The organism is Sphingomonas colocasiae, assembly GCF_019880585.1.
Taxonomy (GTDB): Bacteria; Pseudomonadota; Alphaproteobacteria; order Sphingomonadales; family Sphingomonadaceae; genus Sphingobium_A; species Sphingobium_A colocasiae.
Map to the genome: position 1 here is coordinate 79,217 of NZ_JAINVV010000012.1, position 17,149 is coordinate 96,365.

The 17,149-nt window shown below is 65.8% G+C and carries 21 protein-coding genes; 4 read left to right on the forward strand and 17 right to left on the reverse strand.

Going from position 1 to position 17,149, the window contains the following annotated elements; genetic code table 11:
* Positions 1–19: 19 nt before the first annotated feature.
* From K7G82_RS24200 to rpmF, 5 genes are all read right to left on the reverse strand, one after another.
* A complete protein-coding gene (locus K7G82_RS24200) occupies positions 20–403 on the reverse strand; it encodes a MerR family transcriptional regulator (protein WP_222992538.1) in 384 nt (127 codons plus the stop codon).
* A 7-nt stretch (positions 404–410) separates the two neighbouring features.
* Positions 411–707 carry an integration host factor subunit alpha gene (locus K7G82_RS24205; protein WP_222992539.1) on the reverse strand — a complete coding sequence of 99 codons (297 nt, stop codon included), beginning with the start codon at positions 705–707 and terminating at the stop codon, positions 411–413.
* A gap of 89 nt (positions 708–796) precedes the next feature.
* On the reverse strand, positions 797–1,756 hold the full coding sequence (locus K7G82_RS24210) for a beta-ketoacyl-ACP synthase III (RefSeq protein ID WP_222992540.1): 960 nt from the start codon (positions 1,754–1,756) through the stop codon (positions 797–799).
* On the reverse strand, positions 1,753–2,802 hold the full coding sequence (gene plsX, locus K7G82_RS24215) for a phosphate acyltransferase PlsX (RefSeq protein ID WP_222992541.1): 1,050 nt from the start codon (positions 2,800–2,802) through the stop codon (positions 1,753–1,755). The genes K7G82_RS24210 and plsX overlap by 4 nt, the downstream gene beginning before the upstream one ends.
* Before the next feature lie 29 nt (positions 2,803–2,831).
* Positions 2,832–3,011 (reverse strand): 50S ribosomal protein L32, encoded by a 180-nt coding sequence (gene rpmF / locus K7G82_RS24220; protein ID WP_222992542.1) that lies wholly within the window; start codon positions 3,009–3,011, stop codon positions 2,832–2,834.
* Positions 3,012–3,204: 193 nt separating this feature from the next.
* Between rpmF and K7G82_RS24225 the strand changes: the two genes are divergently transcribed.
* Positions 3,205–3,633 (forward strand): MAPEG family protein, encoded by a 429-nt coding sequence (locus K7G82_RS24225; RefSeq protein ID WP_222992543.1) that lies wholly within the window; start codon positions 3,205–3,207, stop codon positions 3,631–3,633.
* Between the two features lie 63 nt (positions 3,634–3,696).
* On the opposite strand, the gene K7G82_RS24230 is transcribed toward K7G82_RS24225, so the two are convergent.
* From K7G82_RS24230 to K7G82_RS24240, 3 genes are read right to left on the reverse strand one after another with little or no spacing between them, the layout of a single operon-like run.
* Positions 3,697–4,605 (reverse strand): cation efflux transmembrane domain-containing protein, encoded by a 909-nt coding sequence (locus tag K7G82_RS24230; protein WP_222992544.1) that lies wholly within the window; start codon positions 4,603–4,605, stop codon positions 3,697–3,699.
* Positions 4,602–5,051 (reverse strand): hypothetical protein, encoded by a 450-nt coding sequence (locus K7G82_RS24235; RefSeq protein ID WP_222992545.1) that lies wholly within the window; start codon positions 5,049–5,051, stop codon positions 4,602–4,604. Before K7G82_RS24235 ends, K7G82_RS24230 begins: the two co-directional genes overlap by 4 nt.
* A gap of 38 nt (positions 5,052–5,089) precedes the next feature.
* Complete coding sequence (locus K7G82_RS24240; protein WP_222992749.1) at positions 5,090–5,755, reverse strand: MBL fold metallo-hydrolase; 666 nt, start codon at positions 5,753–5,755, stop codon at positions 5,090–5,092.
* Positions 5,756–5,815: 60 nt separating this feature from the next.
* Between K7G82_RS24240 and K7G82_RS24245 the strand changes: the two genes are divergently transcribed.
* Complete coding sequence (locus tag K7G82_RS24245; protein WP_222992546.1) at positions 5,816–6,628, forward strand: hypothetical protein; 813 nt, start codon at positions 5,816–5,818, stop codon at positions 6,626–6,628.
* Here the strand turns inward: K7G82_RS24245 and egtD are convergent.
* From egtD to gluQRS, 5 genes are all read right to left on the reverse strand, one after another.
* Positions 6,625–7,605 (reverse strand): L-histidine N(alpha)-methyltransferase, encoded by a 981-nt coding sequence (egtD, locus tag K7G82_RS24250; protein WP_425517308.1) that lies wholly within the window; start codon positions 7,603–7,605, stop codon positions 6,625–6,627. The genes K7G82_RS24245 and egtD overlap by 4 nt on opposite strands.
* 5 nt (positions 7,606–7,610) lie before the next feature.
* Positions 7,611–8,888, reverse strand: coding sequence for an ergothioneine biosynthesis protein EgtB (gene egtB, locus K7G82_RS24255; RefSeq protein WP_222992548.1), 1,278 nt, complete (start codon positions 8,886–8,888; stop codon positions 7,611–7,613).
* A gap of 157 nt (positions 8,889–9,045) precedes the next feature.
* Positions 9,046–9,615 (reverse strand): cob(I)yrinic acid a,c-diamide adenosyltransferase, encoded by a 570-nt coding sequence (locus tag K7G82_RS24260; protein WP_222992750.1) that lies wholly within the window; start codon positions 9,613–9,615, stop codon positions 9,046–9,048.
* Between the two features lie 4 nt (positions 9,616–9,619).
* Positions 9,620–9,850, reverse strand: a complete 231-nt coding sequence (locus tag K7G82_RS24265; RefSeq protein ID WP_222992549.1) for a twin transmembrane helix small protein — start codon at positions 9,848–9,850, stop codon at positions 9,620–9,622.
* Positions 9,851–9,889: 39 nt separating this feature from the next.
* Entirely contained in the window at positions 9,890–10,744 is an 855-nt protein-coding gene (gene gluQRS / locus K7G82_RS24270) for a tRNA glutamyl-Q(34) synthetase GluQRS (RefSeq protein WP_222992550.1), read from the reverse strand.
* Between the two features lie 110 nt (positions 10,745–10,854).
* Here gluQRS and K7G82_RS24275 point away from each other — a divergent pair, with 110 nt between their 5' ends.
* A complete protein-coding gene (locus tag K7G82_RS24275; RefSeq protein ID WP_222992551.1) occupies positions 10,855–11,421 on the forward strand; it encodes an HNH endonuclease in 567 nt (188 codons plus the stop codon).
* 121 nt (positions 11,422–11,542) lie between these two features.
* Positions 11,543–14,215: a phosphoenolpyruvate carboxylase gene (gene ppc / locus K7G82_RS24280; protein ID WP_222992552.1), complete on the forward strand. Its 2,673-nt coding sequence runs from the start codon at positions 11,543–11,545 to the stop codon at positions 14,213–14,215.
* Between the two features lie 126 nt (positions 14,216–14,341).
* Here the strand turns inward: ppc and K7G82_RS24285 are convergent, their stop codons facing one another.
* From K7G82_RS24285 to fdxA, 4 genes are all read right to left on the reverse strand, one after another.
* Entirely contained in the window at positions 14,342–15,055 is a 714-nt protein-coding gene (locus tag K7G82_RS24285; RefSeq protein WP_222992553.1) for a GIN domain-containing protein, read from the reverse strand.
* A gap of 41 nt (positions 15,056–15,096) precedes the next feature.
* Positions 15,097–15,849, reverse strand: coding sequence for a head GIN domain-containing protein (locus K7G82_RS24290; protein ID WP_222992554.1), 753 nt, complete (start codon positions 15,847–15,849; stop codon positions 15,097–15,099).
* A gap of 122 nt (positions 15,850–15,971) precedes the next feature.
* Positions 15,972–16,502, reverse strand: a complete 531-nt coding sequence (locus K7G82_RS24295; RefSeq protein ID WP_222992555.1) for a CarD family transcriptional regulator — start codon at positions 16,500–16,502, stop codon at positions 15,972–15,974.
* Between the two features lie 283 nt (positions 16,503–16,785).
* The gene (gene fdxA / locus K7G82_RS24300; RefSeq protein ID WP_222992556.1) at positions 16,786–17,127 is read right to left on the reverse strand and encodes a ferredoxin FdxA; all 342 of its coding nucleotides are present in this window, start codon (positions 17,125–17,127) and stop codon (positions 16,786–16,788) included.
* Positions 17,128–17,149 lie beyond the last annotated feature (22 nt).

Genomic DNA, 17,149 nt, shown 5'->3' on the forward strand with positions numbered 1-17,149 from the left:
GTCGATCCGGCGCGCCGGATCAGGCGTCGGCGAGCGCGCGGGCCAGATCGGCGCGAACCTGGCGGATCGCCGGCAGCATGCCGGCGGCGACCGCCGGGGCGGATGGCTGGGGAGCGGCGGGCGCCGCGGCGGGCGCAGGCGCCATATCGGCCGAAGGGCCCATGCGCTGGCTCAGCAGCTTCTGGACGCCCTTGATCGTATAGCCTTCCTGGTTGAGCAGCCGATTGATCCGCTGCGCCAGCGCCACATCCTCAGGCCGGTAATAGCGCCGCTTGCCGGCGCGCTGGAGCGGCCGAAGCTGGGGAAAGCGCGTTTCCCAATACCGCAGGATATGCTGCGGCAGGCCGAGCGAATCGGAAAGCTCGCCGATGGTCAGGAACGCGCCGGCGGCCTTGTCGCTCACGGCGCGGTCACCCGGCCTTGACGATGCGGTCGCGCAGCATCTGGCTGGCGCGGAAGGTGAGAACGCGCCGGGGCGCGATCGGCACCTCTACGCCGGTCTTCGGATTGCGGCCGACGCGCTGGCCCTTGTCGCGCAGCACAAAGCTGCCGAAACCCGAAATCTTCACGTTCTGACCGTCGGACAGGGCACCGCACATATGCGCGAGGATCTGTTCGACGAGCTTGGACGATTCCGCGCGCGACAGCCCGATTTCGCGGTGTACCGAATCGGCGAGATCGGCCCGGGTCAAAGTGGGTGCAGCCATGGAGAATCCCTCAGTCTAAGCGCCGATTTTCATATTATCGTTACAGTGCCGCACGTCAATTCACCGACTGTCCCCATAGCGGGACTGTCTCACCAGCGGACAACCGCGGCGCCCCAGGTGAATCCACCGCCCATCGCTTCCAGCACCACGATATCGCCGCGCTTGATGCGGCCATCGGAAACCGCGGTATCCAGCGCCAGGGGGACCGACGCCGCCGATGTATTGGCATGCTGGTCCACCGTCACCACGACCTTGTCGGGCGACAGGCCCAGCTTGCGCGCGGTCGCATCCAGGATGCGCGCATTCGCCTGATGCGGCACCATCCAGTCGACATCTTCGGCCGAAAGCCCGGCGGCTTCGAGCGACTCGCCCAGCACCGACGCCAGATTGACCACCGCGTGGCGGAACACTTCGCGCCCCTTCATCCGCACCTTGCCGACGGTGCCCGTCGTCGAGGGGCCGCCATCGACGTACAGCAGTTCGTTATGACGGCCATCGGCGTGGAGCTTCGACGAAAGCACGCCGCGCTCACCCTCCTCCGCGCGCATCACCACCGCGCCGGCGCCGTCGCCGAACAGCACGCAGGTGTTGCGGTCTTCCCAGTCGAGAATGCGGCTGAAGGTCTCGGCGCCGATCACCAGCGCAGTGTTCGCCGCGCCCGAGCGAATCATGCTGTCGGCGACCGACACGGCATAAAGGAAACCCGAACAGACCGCCTGAACGTCGAACGCCACGCAATCGTCGATGCCCAGCGCCGCCTGAACCCTGGTCGCCGTGGCGGGAAAGGTCTGGTCGGGCGTCGCGGTGGCGAGCACGATCAGGTCGATCGCAGCGGCCTCCAGCCCGGCGGCGGCGAGCGCCTTGCGCGAAGCGTCGGTGGCAAGCGTCGAGGTGGTTTCGTCGGGACCGGCGATGTGGCGGAACCGGATGCCGGTGCGCTCGACGATCCATTCGTCCGAGGTATCGACCGTCTCCGCGAGCTCGGCATTCGATACACGGCGCTTGGGCAGTGCCGATCCAGTCCCAACAATCGCCGCGCGACGCGTCATGCCGTATGTGTCTCCGGGCGCTGATGCGCCTTGAAATTGGCGAGATCCTCGGTGATCCGCGCCGTCAGATTGTCCCGCACCATGCGCGCGGCGACGCCGATCGCATTGGCCACGCCGATTTCGTTGGCGCCGCCATGGCTTTTCACCACCAGCCCGTTGAGGCCGAGGAAAACCGCGCCATTGTGATTGTTGGGATCGAGATGATGGCGCAGCAGCTCGGCGGCGGGCCGCGAGATGATGAAGCCCAGCTTCGAGCGCAGCGAACTGGTGAAGGCGCGCCGCAGCAGGTCGGTTACGAAACGCGCGGTGCCCTCGGCGGTCTTCAGCGCGATGTTGCCGGAAAACCCGTCGCAGACGATCACGTCGACTTCGCCGCGCGACAGCCGGTCACCCTCGATGAAGCCGGTGAAGTTCATCGGCAGATGCGTCGCTTCGCGCAGCATCGCGGCGGCATCCTTGATCTCGTCGGTGCCCTTGAGTTCCTCGGTGCCGATGTTGAGCAGCGCGACGCGCGGGCGCTCGAGTTCGAGTGCGGACCGCGCATAGGCGGCACCCATCACCGCGAACTGGATGAGGTTTTCGGTGTCGCACTCGGTATTGGCGCCGAGATCGAGCATCACCACGTCATTCTCGCCCAGACTGGGGAGCAGCGCGGCCAGCGCCGGACGATCGATACCGGGCATGGTGCGCAGCGCGAGCTTGGACATCGCCATCAGCGCGCCGGTATTGCCCGACGACACGGCAGCGCCTGCCTCGCCCGATTTCACTGCCTGGATGGCAAGCCCCATCGACGTGGTCTTGGCGCGACGAATCGCCTGGCTGGGCTTTTCGGCGCCCGCCACGGTTTCAGGCGCGTGGACGATCTCCGACGCGGCACTGAGATTGGGATGAGTCTTCAGCCCTTCGCGGATCTGCGCTTCGTCGCCGACGAGCAGGAAGCGCATCCCGTCATTGGCGCGGCGCGCACGCGCCACACCCGCCAGCATGACCGCAAGGCCCTCATCGCCGCCCATCGCGTCGATTGCGATCCGCGGCGATGTGGACACCGGTCAGTGCTCCTCGAAAGGGTGCGGCGTCAGCCTTCGGCCGAGACGATCTCGCGACCGTTATAGTGGCCGCAGGCCGTGCACAGATTGTGCGGGCGCTTCAGTTCGCCGCAGTTCGGGCATTCCTGGTACGACTCGACCTTGAGCGCATCATGGCTGCGACGCATGCCGCGCTTGGACGGCGAGGTTTTTCTCTTGGGGACAGCCATTCCGGCACCTGTTCCAGTTCTTCAAAGCCTTGGGTGCGACTACGCCTGCGCCATGATAACCAACGGCGGATGAAGGCCGCAGGCCATGCGGCCGGCTCGTCGCGAGCGAACCGCGCCTATAGCGATTCTGGCCGGAGTTGCAAGGGCTCAGCATCCATGCGAGTTTCCCATCGCAACGGACGGGGGTGCGCGAATGATCATATTGCCGGTGACGCTGACGATCGCGGGCGCCGCGGCGCTGCTCAACATCTGGCTCGCAATGCGCACGGGGCGCCTGCGCGTAAGCGAGAAGGTGTCGATCGGGGACGGCGGCAATCCCAGGCTGCTCGCACGGATGCGCGCCCACGCCAATTTCGTCGAATATACCCCGTTCTTCCTGATTCTGCTTGGTCTGATCGAACTGGCGCGCGGCACCTCGCCCTGGCTGTGGGGAATCGGCGTGGTCTACATCCTCGCGCGAATCGCGCATGCGTTCGGCATGGATGCGGAGAAGCCGGGCAAGCTGCGGCTGATCGGCATCGCGGCGACCTTCATCGCCCTGATCGTTCTGGCGGGCTGGGCGCTCACCATCCCCTATTTCGGGTTCAAGCCGACGGTGACCGAGATCGCGGCGGTCGGCTGACGCTGGCTCAGGGATGCTGACGCATCCGCTCCCTGGAACGCTCAAGCGGCGCGCAGCCTGATATCACAACCGGAAAGCGATGCTCTCCAGCCGCCAGCGATCGTCGAGGCCGGGAATCTCGAACGTCTTCGAATCGAAATTCCGGGGCGGGCTGACGCCGACGACCTCCGCGCGGATATAGCGGCCGGTTTCGCGCATCAGGACGCGTGCGCCGGGGAAACGCTTGCGCAGCGCCTTTGCGACGGCGGCCGCCTCTTCCGACTGTTTCGAACTGTCCAGTGCGCAGGGCACGCCATCGACCAGTTCCGAGGTCGCGACACGCAGCGCCTTGATGCCGTCGGCGATGATGCTGAGCGAGATGATCGCCGCGGCGACCGAATCGGCCCACCACCAGCCCATGCCCAGCCCCGCCACACCCAGGAAGCCGGCGACGCCGGTCTGCCAGTTGGCCTTGTTCATCAGGGCGTCGGTATGGAGCAGCTTGTCGCGCAGCCTTTTGGCGAGCGGCAGTTCCATGTGGCCGATCACGAGCGGCGGGATGGTCGCATAAGCCTGCGCCGCGAGCATGAACCAGCCCAGCCAGAGGTCATGCCCGAACAGCCGGGCCGAACCGATCGAGACATGTTCGGCCGTGACCAGCGCGACCACGGCGTCGCGCAGCAGGAACAGGCCGACAGCCGCCAGCGCGACGGCGGCGATCAGGAAGCCCAGGCCGTTCACCCGATCGAATCCGTAATGGAAGCGCGCATTGGACGGGCGCCTCTCGAACCGCGCGGCGATCAGGAAAGCGATCGGGGGGACCAGGCCGAGCATATCCTCCACCCAGGCCGTCTTCATCGCCTGGCTCGATCCCATCGCCAGCCCCATCGCGACGATGATGCTGATCGACCAGCCGACATTCCACCATTCCAGGCGAACCGCCGCCGCCATGTCGGCACGGATCTCCGCCGGATGGCCGCGCCTCTCGCTCATGCGCCGTTCTTCGGGCGACCGTCGCGAACCGCACGTTCGAGCAGTATGATCCAGCGATTCTCACCGTTGCGCGCGATCGGGCTGAGCAGGATCCGGTCCTTGCCGAGCATCGTCTCCGCAATCGGCTCGATCACCATCGCATCAGCGATCCAGGGAGAGTCCTCCGTCATATCGCCGATCACAAGGTCGAGCTGCCCATGACCGAGCCGCAGCAGCAGAGGTTCGGCGGCGCCGCGCACGATCTCCGACCTCGCGCCCGCCGCCCTGCCGACCCGATCGAGATAGGCGGTGATCGCCGCGCGGTCGCGCGTTTCCGCCTCGCCCGCGACCAGCCCGACGCGCATCACCCGCTCGGCGCGGATATGATCGAGCGTTCCCCCGATATCGCGCGGATAATCCTGGCAGGCCGCCAGCGTCGCCAGAAGAAGGGCGGGCGCATATTTCATTGCGCAGGCCCAACGGCCCGCGCGCCATCCCGGTTCCGTCAGCGTCCGATCGCGGCGTCGCTCACATAGGGATTGGTGCGCCGCTCATGCGCGAAATTGCTCATCGGGCCATGGCCCGGCACGAAGGCGGTATCGCCGCCCAGCGGCCACAGCTTGCCGGTGATCGCGTCGAGCAGGTCCTGATGGTTGCCCATCGGGAAATCGGTGCGCCCGATCGATCCCTGGAACAGCACGTCCCCGACGATCGCCAGCTTCGATTCGGGGTGATGGAAGACGACATGGCCGGGCGTGTGGCCGGGGCAGTGGATGACGTCGAACACCAGATTGCCGACGCTCACGGTGTCGCCATCCTCCAGCCAGCGATCGGGCTCGAAGACCTTGCCGTTGACGCCATAGTTGCGGCCGTCATCCTCCAGACGCGAGATCCAGAACCGATCGGCCTCGTGCGGCCCCTCGATCGGCACGCCGAGTTCCTTCGCCAATGTGCCCGCTTCGCCGCAATGATCGATATGGCCGTGGGTGATCAGGATCTTCTCGATCTCGACGCCCGCCTGCGCGGCAGCCGCCTTGAGCCTCGACAGATCGCCGCCCGGATCGACGAACGCCGCCTTGTTGGTTTCGGTGCACCACAGCAATGTGCAATTCTGCTGGAGCGGCGTGACCGGTACGATCGCGGCCTTCAGTGGAGGCGTGGGCTTGTTCATGAGGGTGGACATGGCGGCGAACGCCATGGGATGCAAGCCGGGGCGGGAGGACGCGTCACCATGGGACTATTCGGGCCAAAACTACCGATCGACCGTGACGAATTCGACTGGCAGCTCGCCTGCTTCAAATGGATGATCGAAGAATTCGAGGATCTGGAACGCCACCGCGCGGCGCCGCTGGTCACCCCGACCGTCGATTTCTTTCCGGACAGCGCCGTCGCGGGCCATGCGCGCGCTGCCGAGTTGTTCGATCAAGTCCGAATGCATGCCGGGCTGGAGCAGGTCCATTTCCGCCTGGAAGCCGGCGCGGAGAATCGTCCGCACCGCGTGCAATCCGGCCTCGGCCTCGTGCATGACGGCAATGCGCCGCTGGGCACATATCGCGTCGAGGATCGCGGCGGCGGCGTTTACGAGCCGGTGATCACCTATAATCCGTCGCTGCTCGACAATCCGGCCGGATTGGTCGGCACATTCGCGCATGAATTCGCGCATTACATCGTCGACGGCGCCCGGCGCCTGCCGCCCGGCGGCCACGATCTTCACGAACATGCCACCGATCTGGCCGCGGTGTTCATCGGCTTCGGCATATTTCTCGCCAATGGCGCGAAGAATTTCCAGTCTCATCAAAGCTTCGACGAGATGAGCTGGTCATCCAGCCGATCGGGCTATCTGAGCGAAGCAGCATTGGTCACCGGCCTCGCGATCAGCGAGGGGCTGGCCGGTCGCGATCCGCTTGCGGCTGGCCAATGGCTCAAGCCGCATCTGGCGTCAGACCTCAAACGCGCGGCCATCTATCTCGCGAAGCGACATCCCGATATCGCCGCCGATGTCGCCGCCATCGACCTTACCGATTACGGCCTGCAGCCGATTTAGGGCGCGCTGCGCTCGGCATGCGCACCCGCCAGGATCAGCGCGAACATATTGTCGGGATCGGTCCATTCCCTGAGCGGGGTCCAGCCGCCCGCGCGCAGCAGCAGCCGGGCATCGCGCTCGCCATATTTATGGCTGTTCTCGGTATGGACGGTCTCGCCCGCCCGCATCGAGAAGAAAGCGCCCTCGATACGGAATTCGACATCGCGAACCGCCTCCAGATGCATCTCGATCCGGGCGTAGAGGTCGTTCCAGATCGCCAGATGGCGGAAGGCGTCGACCGGAATCGTCCCGTCGAGCTCGCGATTGATGCGGTGGAGCAGATTGAGGTTGAAGGCGGCGGTGACACCCTGCGCATCGTCATAGGCGGGCACCAGCACATCCTCGCCCTTCACCCGGTCCATCCCGATCAGCAGCAGCGATCCGACGCCGAGCGAGCGCCGCATCGCGCGCAGCAGGTCGACCGAGGTGCGCGCGATCATGTTGCCGATGGTCGATCCCGGAAAGAAGCCGAGCTTGGGCATCGCCTCGATCGCGGGGGGCAGCGGGATCGGCTGCATGAAATCCGCCTCGACCGGCTCGATCCTCAGCCCGGGAAAGTCGCGCGCGAGCGCGGCCGCCGATTCGCGCAGGAACGCGCCCGAAATATCGATCGGCACATAGGCGCCGGGATCGACCGCGCGCAGCAGATGCGGCGTCTTGGTCGACGACCCTGATCCGAATTCGATCACCGCGCGTCCCGGCCCGGCAATCTCTCCGACATCGGCGCAGTATCGCGCCAGCAGACCGGTTTCGATCCGCGTCGGATAATATTCGGGCAGCCTGGTGATCTGCTCGAACAATTCGGACCCGCGCCGATCATAGAACCAGCGCGCCGGAATGGCACGGCGGCGGGTGTCGGCGAAGCCCCTCAGCACATCGGCGCGAAAGGCGGGGTCGGCGGTCTCCGCCGGGCGCGGCGGGGCATCCTGCTCGAGCAACATGGCTAGAGATCCTTGGCGAGGCGGACGCCGGCGAATTGCCAGCGTTGATGGGGATAGAAGAAGTTGCGATAGGAGGCGCGCGAATGGCCGCGCGGCGTGGCGCAGCTCGCCCCACGCAGCACGCACTGCCCGCTCATGAACTTGCCGTTATATTCGCCGACCGCGCCGGCGGCCGCGCGAAAGCCGGGATAGGGCAGATAGGCCGATCCGGTCCATTGCCAGACATCGCCGAACATCTGCCGCAGGCCGGTACCGGCGGCGGCCGCGCGCGGGCGCACCGGCCCCGCCTGATCCAGCTGGTTGCCCGATGCGGAATCGACGGCGGCGGCCGCGCTTTCCCATTCCGCTTCGGTCGGCAGTCGCGCGCCCGCCCAACGGGCGAAGGCGTCCGCCTCATAAAAGCTGATATGTGAAACCGGGGCGGCGGGGCGGACGGGATGGAGGCCATCGAGCGCGAAATCGGCCCAGTCGCCATCGACGCGGCGCCAATGGAGCGGCGCTTCGATCCCTTCGCGCCGCACCCAGGCCCAGCCATCGGACAGCCAATGCTCCGCCCGTTCATAGCCGCCATCGTCGATAAAGGCGCGCCATTCGCTGTTGGTGACCGGCCGATCCGCCAGCGCGTGCCGGCGCAGCAAGGCCGGGTGGCGCGGCGCTTCGCAATCGAAGGCGAATTCCCCTTCACGCACCGGCATGTTCCGCCCGATCTCCACGATGCCGTGCGCGCCTTCGATCCAGCGGATCGGCGCGGGCGGCGGGGCGGGCGGATCGCGCTCGGCGCGCCACATCGCCGGCGCCAGCGGGTTGAGCGCGAACAGGCTCAATATATCGGTCTGCAACAATTCCTGATGCTGCTGCTCATGATGGCAACCCAGCTCGACCAGTGTGCGGACAGCGTCAGGAAGGCCGGGCAGCGCGACATCGACCGCGGCATCGACATGGGCACGCCACGCACGGATCTCGTCGAGCGAGGGCCGGGTGAGCATGCCGCGCATCGGCCGGGCATGGCGCGGCCCCTCCGCTTCGTAATAGCTGTTGAACAGGAAGGGCCAGCGTTCGTCGTACAGCCGGTAATTGGCGACATGATCGCGCAGCACGAAGGTTTCGAAGAACCAGGTGGTGTGCGCCAGATGCCATTTCGCGGGCGACGCATCCTCCATCGACTGGACGCTGGCATCGGCATCGGACAGCGGCGCCGCCAGCGCCTCGCTCAGCCCGCGCACCCGCCGGAACAGCGCGTGCAGCGCATCGGGAAACGCGGTGTCGAGACGAGTCGCCATGTCAGTCCCCTATTTCCAGGATCCCCGTTGCGCCGGTTTGGCCGCAAGATCAGTCATTTAACGCACGATCGATCCAAGGGGTCCTGCCATACGGCATAGCGGCGCTTCTAGCGCGTGAACATATCAAGAACAATAGGTTTGAGGAGCGGGCCTCGAATCAGCGCGACGCGCCAGGAATCCACAATATATCGCCACCATTCGCCGCATTGATCGCGCGCGTCATGACGAAAAGGTGATCGGACAACCGATTGAGATAGGCGAGCGCCTGAGGGTTGAGGCTGACGGCGCGCGCCGCGCCCACGGCAGTCCGCTCGGCGCGGCGCACGATTGCGCGGGCGAGATGGAGCGCCGCCGCTGCCTGGCTGCCCCCGGGCAGGATGAAGCTCCTGAGCGGTTCCAGCGCCGCGTTCATCACGTCGATCTCGGCCTCCAGCCGGGCGACCTGCGCGGGCACGATGCGCAATTCCATCTCGGACGGCTCGAAGCTTTCGCCCGGCGTCGCCAGATCGGCGCCCAGATCGAACAGATCGTTCTGGATGCGGCGCAGCATCACCGCGTGATCGCCCTCGCCCAGCGCGGCGACGGCGATGCCGATCGCGCTGTTCGCCTCGTCGACGTCGCCGATCGCCTGCATGCGCGGATCATGCTTGGCCGTGCGCGATCCGTCGACAAGGCCCGTCGTGCCGTCGTCGCCCGTCCGTGTGTAGATCTTGTTGAGCTTGACCAGCGGATCAGCCCTTGCCGCCCGCCGCCACCATCAGCAGCACCACCAGGATCACCGCAACCGCCTGGAACAGGATGCGCATCTGCATCGCCTTGTTCTGCTTGCGCCCGGAGATGCTCGGCCCCGTGCCGTTCAGATCCGCCTCGGTCGTGCGCAGGAAGATCACGATCCCGCGCACCAGCGCGCCGACCGTCGCGACCATGGCGAGGATGAGGAGGATGGTGAGGAATGTGCCCATCGTTTTGATGTAGGCGCTTCGGGGCGTGAATCCAAGCGGCTAGAGCATGCGGTAATCGTCGGGAAACCGACCCGCGCGCATCGCTTCGACCAGCGCCGCCGCGTCCGTCCCGCCCGCGCGCAGATCGGCGATCGCCGGTGCGCCATTGCGCTTGGCCAGCCGCTCGCCGGATGCGGTGCCGAGCAGCGGATGATGGATATAGACGGGCGTCGGCAGATCGAGCAGCGCCTGCAACAGCCGGTGGACATGCGTCGCCTCCAGCAGGTCGCGGCCGCGCACGACATGGCTGATCGCCTGCGCGGCATCGTCGATCGTGACCGCGAGATGATAGGAGACCGGCGCATCCTTGCGCGCCAGCACCACGTCGCCATGCGCCGCCGGGCTTGCCGGATGCGCCGCGCCGTCGCCGTCGATCCAGAGAAGCGGCCCGGCCTCGTCGATCGCGGGCGCCATGGCGAGCCGCCAGCAATGCGGTTCCGCCGCCATCCGGCGCATGCGGGTTTCGGGATCGAGTGAACGGCAGGTGCCGGGGTAGACCGGCCCATCCGGGCCATGCGGCGCGCTGGCGCTCGCCGCGATGTCCTTGCGCGTGCAGAAACAGGGATAAGCGAGGCCGCGCCGCTTCAGATCCTCCAGCGCCATCGCATAAAGCGCCGTCCGCTCGGACTGGAAGACGATTTCCCCTTCCCAGTCGAGCCCAAGCCACAGCAGATCCTCGATGATGCCCGAAACATGCTCGGGCCGCGCGCGGCCGGGGTCGATATCCTCGATCCGCAGCAGGAAATGGCCGCCCCGCGCCGTCGCGAAGTCATGCGCGCACAGCGCCGACCAGGCATGGCCGAGATGCAACCGGCCGGTTGGCGACGGCGCGAAGCGGGTGGCGATCTCGGTCAAGCGTCGATCGTCCAATTTGGCTCTTGACCACGAGTCGCGGGAAATGCTGTCATGACGGCGTCATCATTTTACCTGATTGGGACGATGGCAATGGGGGAGCGTGTGGCGTCATGTACCATCCCGACCTGATCCGACACCCGGACAGCTGTCCAGCGCTTGTGCTCAACGCGGACTATAAACCGCTGTCCTATTATCCGCTGTCGCTCTGGCCGTGGCAAACCGCCGTGAAGGCGGTGTTCCTCGATCGCGTCGCGATCATCGACGAATATCAGCGCGAGGTGCGAAGTCCCACCAGCGCGATGCGGCTGCCCTCCGTCATCGCGCTCAAACAATATGTGAAGCCGTCCGAACACCCCGCTTTCACCCGCTTCAACCTGTTCCTGCGCGATCGCTTCCAGTGCCAGTATTGCGGCGTCTCGAGCGACCTGACCTTCGATCATGTGATCCCCCGCGCGCAGGGCGGCCGCACCACCTGGGAAAATGTCGCCACCGCCTGTGCACCCTGCAACCTGAAGAAGGGCGGGCGCACCCCGCGCCAGGCGGGCATGCAGCTCCATATCGCGCCGATCCGGCCGACAAGCTGGCAGCTTCAGGAACATGGCCGCGCCTTCCCGCCCAATTATCTCCATGAAAGCTGGCGCGACTGGCTCTATTGGGACATCGAACTGCTCGCCTGAGCGGCACATATATTGTTTGATTATAATAATTGAACAATCAATAATATAATTTCACAATTAGATCGCATTGCAGTGCCGCAATGATATTGACGCCGAACGTGTTGCGGTGCAGCAACACGCCATGCCACGTCCAGCGATCAGCCAGAACCCCGACATCCGCTATCTCGGCAAGCTGCTGGGCGATGTGATCCGCGCCTATGGTGGGGAGACATTGTTCCGCCGCACCGAATATATCCGCTCTACATCGGTCGACCGCCATCGCGGCGTGGCGGGCGCCGATGCGATCGATCCCGGGCTGGACGCGCTCGACCTGGACGAAACCACCGCGTTCGTGCGCGGCTTCATGCTGTTCTCGATGCTCGCCAATCTGGCGGAGGATCGCCAGGGGATCGCGGCGGAGCCGGGCGCCGATCTGGCGCATGCGCTCGAACGGCTGGCAGACGAGGGCATCGACGGCGATCAGGCGATCGAACTGCTCGGCCACGCCCTGATCGCGCCGGTGTTGACCGCCCATCCCACCGAAGTGCGCCGCAAGTCGATGATCGATCATCGCAACCGCATCGCGGAGCTGATGAAGCTGCGCGACGGCGGCGCGACGGAAACAGCCGAGGGCGACCTGATCGAGGAGGCGATCCATCGCCAGATCGCGCTGCTCTGGCAAACGCGGACGCTGCGTCGCGAACGCCTGTTCGTCGCCGACGAGGTGGAAACCGCGCTCGCCTATCTGCGCGACACTTTCCTGCCGGTGCTGCCCGCGCTCTATGCGCGCTGGGAACGTGCGCTCGGCAAGCGGCCCGCCAGTTTCCTGCGGCCGGGAAGCTGGATCGGCGGCGACCGCGACGGCAACCCCTTCGTCACCGCGGACTCGCTGACGCTGGCGCTGTCGCGCTCGGCGGAAACGGTGATCGCCTGGTATCTCGACGCGCTGCACGGGCTGGGCGCCGAATTGTCGATCTCCACCGAACTCGCCGAAGCGAGCGACGCGGTGCTGGCGCTGGCCGACGCCAGCGGCGACACCGCCAAGAGCCGGCAGGACGAGCCTTATCGCCGCGCCATCACCGGCCTTTATGCGCGGCTGAGCGCGACCCATCTCGCGCTGACCGGCAAGGCACCACCCCGCCCCTCTCCGCTCCAGGCGGAAAGCTATGACGGGCTGGAAGCCTTCCGCGCCGATCTGGTCGAGATCGCGCACGGGCTGGCGGGCGCCGGCGGCGGTGCATTGTCCTCGGGCGGCGCGCTCGGCCGCCTCATCCGCGCGGTCGAAACCTTCGGCTTCCATCTCGCCACGCTCGACATGCGCCAGAACAGCGCGGTGCATGAGCGTGTCGTCGCCGAACTGCTCAGCGTGGCGGGAGTCGAAACCGACTATGCCGCGCTCGACGAGGAGGCGCGCGTCACGCTGCTGCGCCGCGAACTCGCGACGCCGCGCCCCCTTTCCAGCCCGCATTTCGCCTATTCCGAGGAAACGGCAGGCGAACTCGCGATCGTCCGCGCCGCCGCCGAGGCGCATCGCCGCTACGGCGCGGATTGCATCCGCAACTATATCGTCTCGATGGCGCAGGACGTGTCGGACCTGCTCGAAGTCCATATCCTGCTGAAGGAAGCCGGGCTCTACCGCCCCGGAGACACGCCCGAGGCGGACATCATGGCGGTGCCGTTGTTCGAGACGATCGGCGACCTGGAAAACGCCACCATCGTGATGGGCAAATGGTTCGCCCTGCCCGAAATCGCGACGATCACGCGCGCGCGCGGCCATCAGGAAGTGATGATCGGCTATTCGGACAGCAACAAGGACGGCGGTTATCTGACCTCGACCTGGGGCCTGCACCAGGCCAGCCGGGCGCTGGCGCCGGTCTTCGCCCAGGCAGGCATCGGCATGCAGTTGTTCCATGGGCGCGGCGGCGCGGTCGGGCGCGGCGGCGGATCTAGCTTCGCCGCGATCCTCGCCCAACCGCGCGGCACCGTGCAGGGCCGTATCCGCATCACCGAACAGGGCGAAGTGATCGCGGCGAAATATGGCACGCGCGAAAGCGCCGCCGCCAATCTGGAGGCGATCGCATCGGCGACGCTCCTCGCCAGCCTCGAGCCCGATGCGCTGGCCGAAGCCGATCGCGCGCGCTTCGGCGCCGCGATGGACACGCTCTCCGCCGACGCCTTCCGCGCCTATCGCGGACTGGTCTACGAAACCGAGGGTTTCCGGAGCTTCTTCCGCCAGATGACGCCGATCGCGGAGATCGCGACGCTCAAGATCGGATCGCGCCCGTCGAGCCGCAAGAAGACCGACGCGATCGAGGATCTGCGCGCGATCCCCTGGGTGTTTTCATGGGCGCAGGCGCGTGTGATGCTGCCGGGCTGGTACGGCGTCGGTGAGGCGCTGACCGGGTTCAAGGATCAGGGGTTGCTGCGTGAAATGGTCCAGAGCTGGCCGTTCCTGCAGGCGGCGCTCGCCAATATGGAGATGGTGCTCGCGAAATCCGACATGGGGATAGCCGCGCGCTATGCCGGGCTGGTCGAGGACAAGGCGGCGGGCGAAGCGATTTTCGGCCGGATCAAGGATGGCTGGCAAGCCGCGCATGACGGGCTGCTTTCGGTGACGCGCCAGACCCGCCTGCTCGCGAAATCGCCCGCGCTCGACGCGTCGATCCGGCTGCGCCTGCCCTATATCGAACCGCTCAACCTGCTCCAGGTCGAATTGCTCAAGCGCCACCGCGCGGGCGAGGCCGATCCGCGCATCGCCGAGGGCATCCAGCTTTCGATCAACGCGATCGCCACCGCGCTGCGCAACAGCGGCTGAAGCGGGAAAGCCGGAGCGGGCAGCATAAGATCCGGGTCGCGCAGCCCGATCCGGATGTTTGCGATCGCATCGCATTGCGGAAAACCTCCCACCGCCTTCGCGAAGCCAGCTTTTCCGCGCGATGCTCTATTTCTTCGCCGCGCCGCAATAGACCTGCCCCGATCCCAGCGCGGTCACCGTACAGGCAGGCGCGCCCGCGATGCGGACTTCGCCGGAACCCGTCGCCTTCACCGTCGCGCTGTTCCGGGCGCCGAGCGCAACGGTACCGGCGCTCTCGCTGCTGACATTGAGATCGTTGGCGACGAGCGCCGCCCCATCGATCGACGCTGAACCACGCACAATGGCGCTCGCGGATTTGACCGCGCCGGCAATCGCGATCGCGCCCGATCCGAGCAATGTCATGTCGAGCCGATCGGCTTCCGTCCGCCCTATCTTCAGTTGCCCCGAACCTTCGACGCCAAGCTGGACACGAGCCCCTCGAATCCGGTCGATCGAGATCGAACCGCTGCCACTGACCGACGCAGCCCGCAATTCGCCGGTGGTGACGCGGATCGTGACCGGTCCGGCCTTGTCCTCGCCCGGCCAACCGCCGGTCCAGCCGGTGCGGTTCGTGCGGATCGTCAGCGACGTACCCTGCACGTTCACCGTGATCCGATCGAGCGCTTCGCGCGATCCGGACAGTCGCGCGGAAGCGCCGCGACCGGTGATCACCTCCACCCGATACGGCCCGTCGATATGAATGCGATCGAAACTGGTGACGGTTTCGACGCGCTCGGCGGCGGTCAGCGGCGTCGCCGGCGCGAGGAGCATGAAGGCGACCGCGAATTGCCGGATGTTCATGCCCGCACCATGGCGGCGCAGCCGCTGGCGGGCAAGCAGGCTTATTGCTTGGGAGTCGATGGTGCGCCCGGCGTGCAGCGGACGTCGCCCGACCCCATTTTCGAAACCTTGCACTGGGCGTCGCCGATGATGTCGACATCGCCCGAACCGAGGATCGAAACGGCGGCGCGTTCGGAGACTCCGGCTTTCACGTCGCCCGATCCGGCGATCGAGATGTCGGCGGTGCGCGATGCGAGCCCGGCCGCATCGACATTGCCCGATCCCGCGATCGACATATCGGCATCGGTCGCCGTACCGGCGGCGAAATTGGCGTTGCCCGATCCCGCGATCGAGACATTCAGGCGATCGGCCTTGAGCGCGCCCACCTTGAGCGAGCCGGAGCCCGCGACCGACGCGCTGAATTTCGGCGCTTCGGCATGGTCGACATCCATGTCACCCGATCCTGCGACCGACGCGCCGGTCAACACCGGCAGCGTGACGGTGACGACGGCGCCCGAATTGTTGCCCCAGTTGAAATGGACGCCGTTGCGGCGTTTGCGACCGATACGGAGATCGCCATCGACCACTTCGATCTCCAGACGATCGAGGATCGCGATGTCGCCCACCGCCTTGACCGACATCGCCTTGCCGACCTGGACGATCACATTGTCCGGTCCGCTGAGCGAGACCGACTCGAAACCCTTCACGTCGAAACTGCGCGAACCCGAAACGCCGCTCAGCTTGCCCGCGCCGTCATCGGCGGATGCCGAGCAGGCCGTGGCGAAGGCGAGGATCGGAAAGGCGAGATAGCGCATGGCATCGGCTCCTACTGTATTGTGTTAATAATACAGCTCGGCGCGATCGGTGGCAAGCGCAAAAGAAAAGGCGGCCCGAAGACCGCCTTTCCCGTTTCTCGAAAGCAATGCTCGAGGGAGCCTTACTCGCCCTTGTCCTTGTTATGGATCAGCGCGGCCTTGTTGAGGATCTCGAGGATCTTCTGCTGCGCGCCAGGCTCGTCGGTTTCTTCCATCGCGGCCAGTTCGCGCGCCAGGCGGCTGGTGGCGGCTTCGAAGATCTGGCGCTCGGAATAGCTCTGCTCGGGCTGATCGTCGGCGCGGAACAGGTCGCGCACCACTTCGGCGATCGAGACGAGATCGCCCGAGTTGATCTTCGCTTCATATTCCTGCGCGCGACGCGACCACATGGTGCGCTTGATCTTCGGCTTGCCCTTCAGCGTGTCGAGCGCTTCCTTCAGCGTCTTGTCCGAAGACAGTTTGCGCATGCCGACACTCTCGGCCTTGTTGGTGGGCACGCGGAGCGTCATCCGCTCCTTTTCGAAACGCAGCACATAAAGTTCGAGCTGCATGCCCGCGATGTCGGTGCTCTGCAATTCGATGACACGGCCGACACCGTGCTTGGGATAAACGACATAATCGCCAACGTCGAAGGACAAGGCCTTGGATGCCATGCTTTACAACCTTTCCGTGGAATACCGCCGATATGGTGATGCCGGCCCGCTGTTAAAGCCAGTGGCCGGTCCAATCGGGGCTTGCAGGTGGTGAGTCTCCTCTAGCGGCGCGGTGACCCCGCGCGCTCACAGTGAGTCTCTTTAACAGAGTCGCAACAAAAATGCCAGCCCGCAGTCTTTTGTTGCGAAATTGTAATCGGCAGCGACCGGCCGGCTCAGAATCCGGCCGGCTCCGGCAAGACGGGATTACTTGCTGGCGATTATGCGCCGAGGATCGGCGACCTCAGTCGCCGGCGCCGGGCTCAGGCGAGAAATACTTGTCGTACTTGCCTTCTTCGCCCTTGTGTTCGTCGGCGTCGGCAGGCGTCTGATCGGCCTTGCGCGTGACATTGGGCCATTGCGACGAGAAGGTCGCATTGAGCTCCAGCCACTGTTCCAGGCCGTTCTCGGTATCCGGCAGAATCGCTTCGGCGGGGCATTCGGGCTCGCAAACGCCGCAATCGATGCACTCGCTGGGATTGATCACCAGCATATTCTCGCCCTCGTAGAAGCAATCCACGGGGCACACCTCCACGCAATCCATATATTTGCAGCGGATGCAGGCATCGGTGACGACGTAAGTCATGGAATAGCTCCCTCCAATTCGG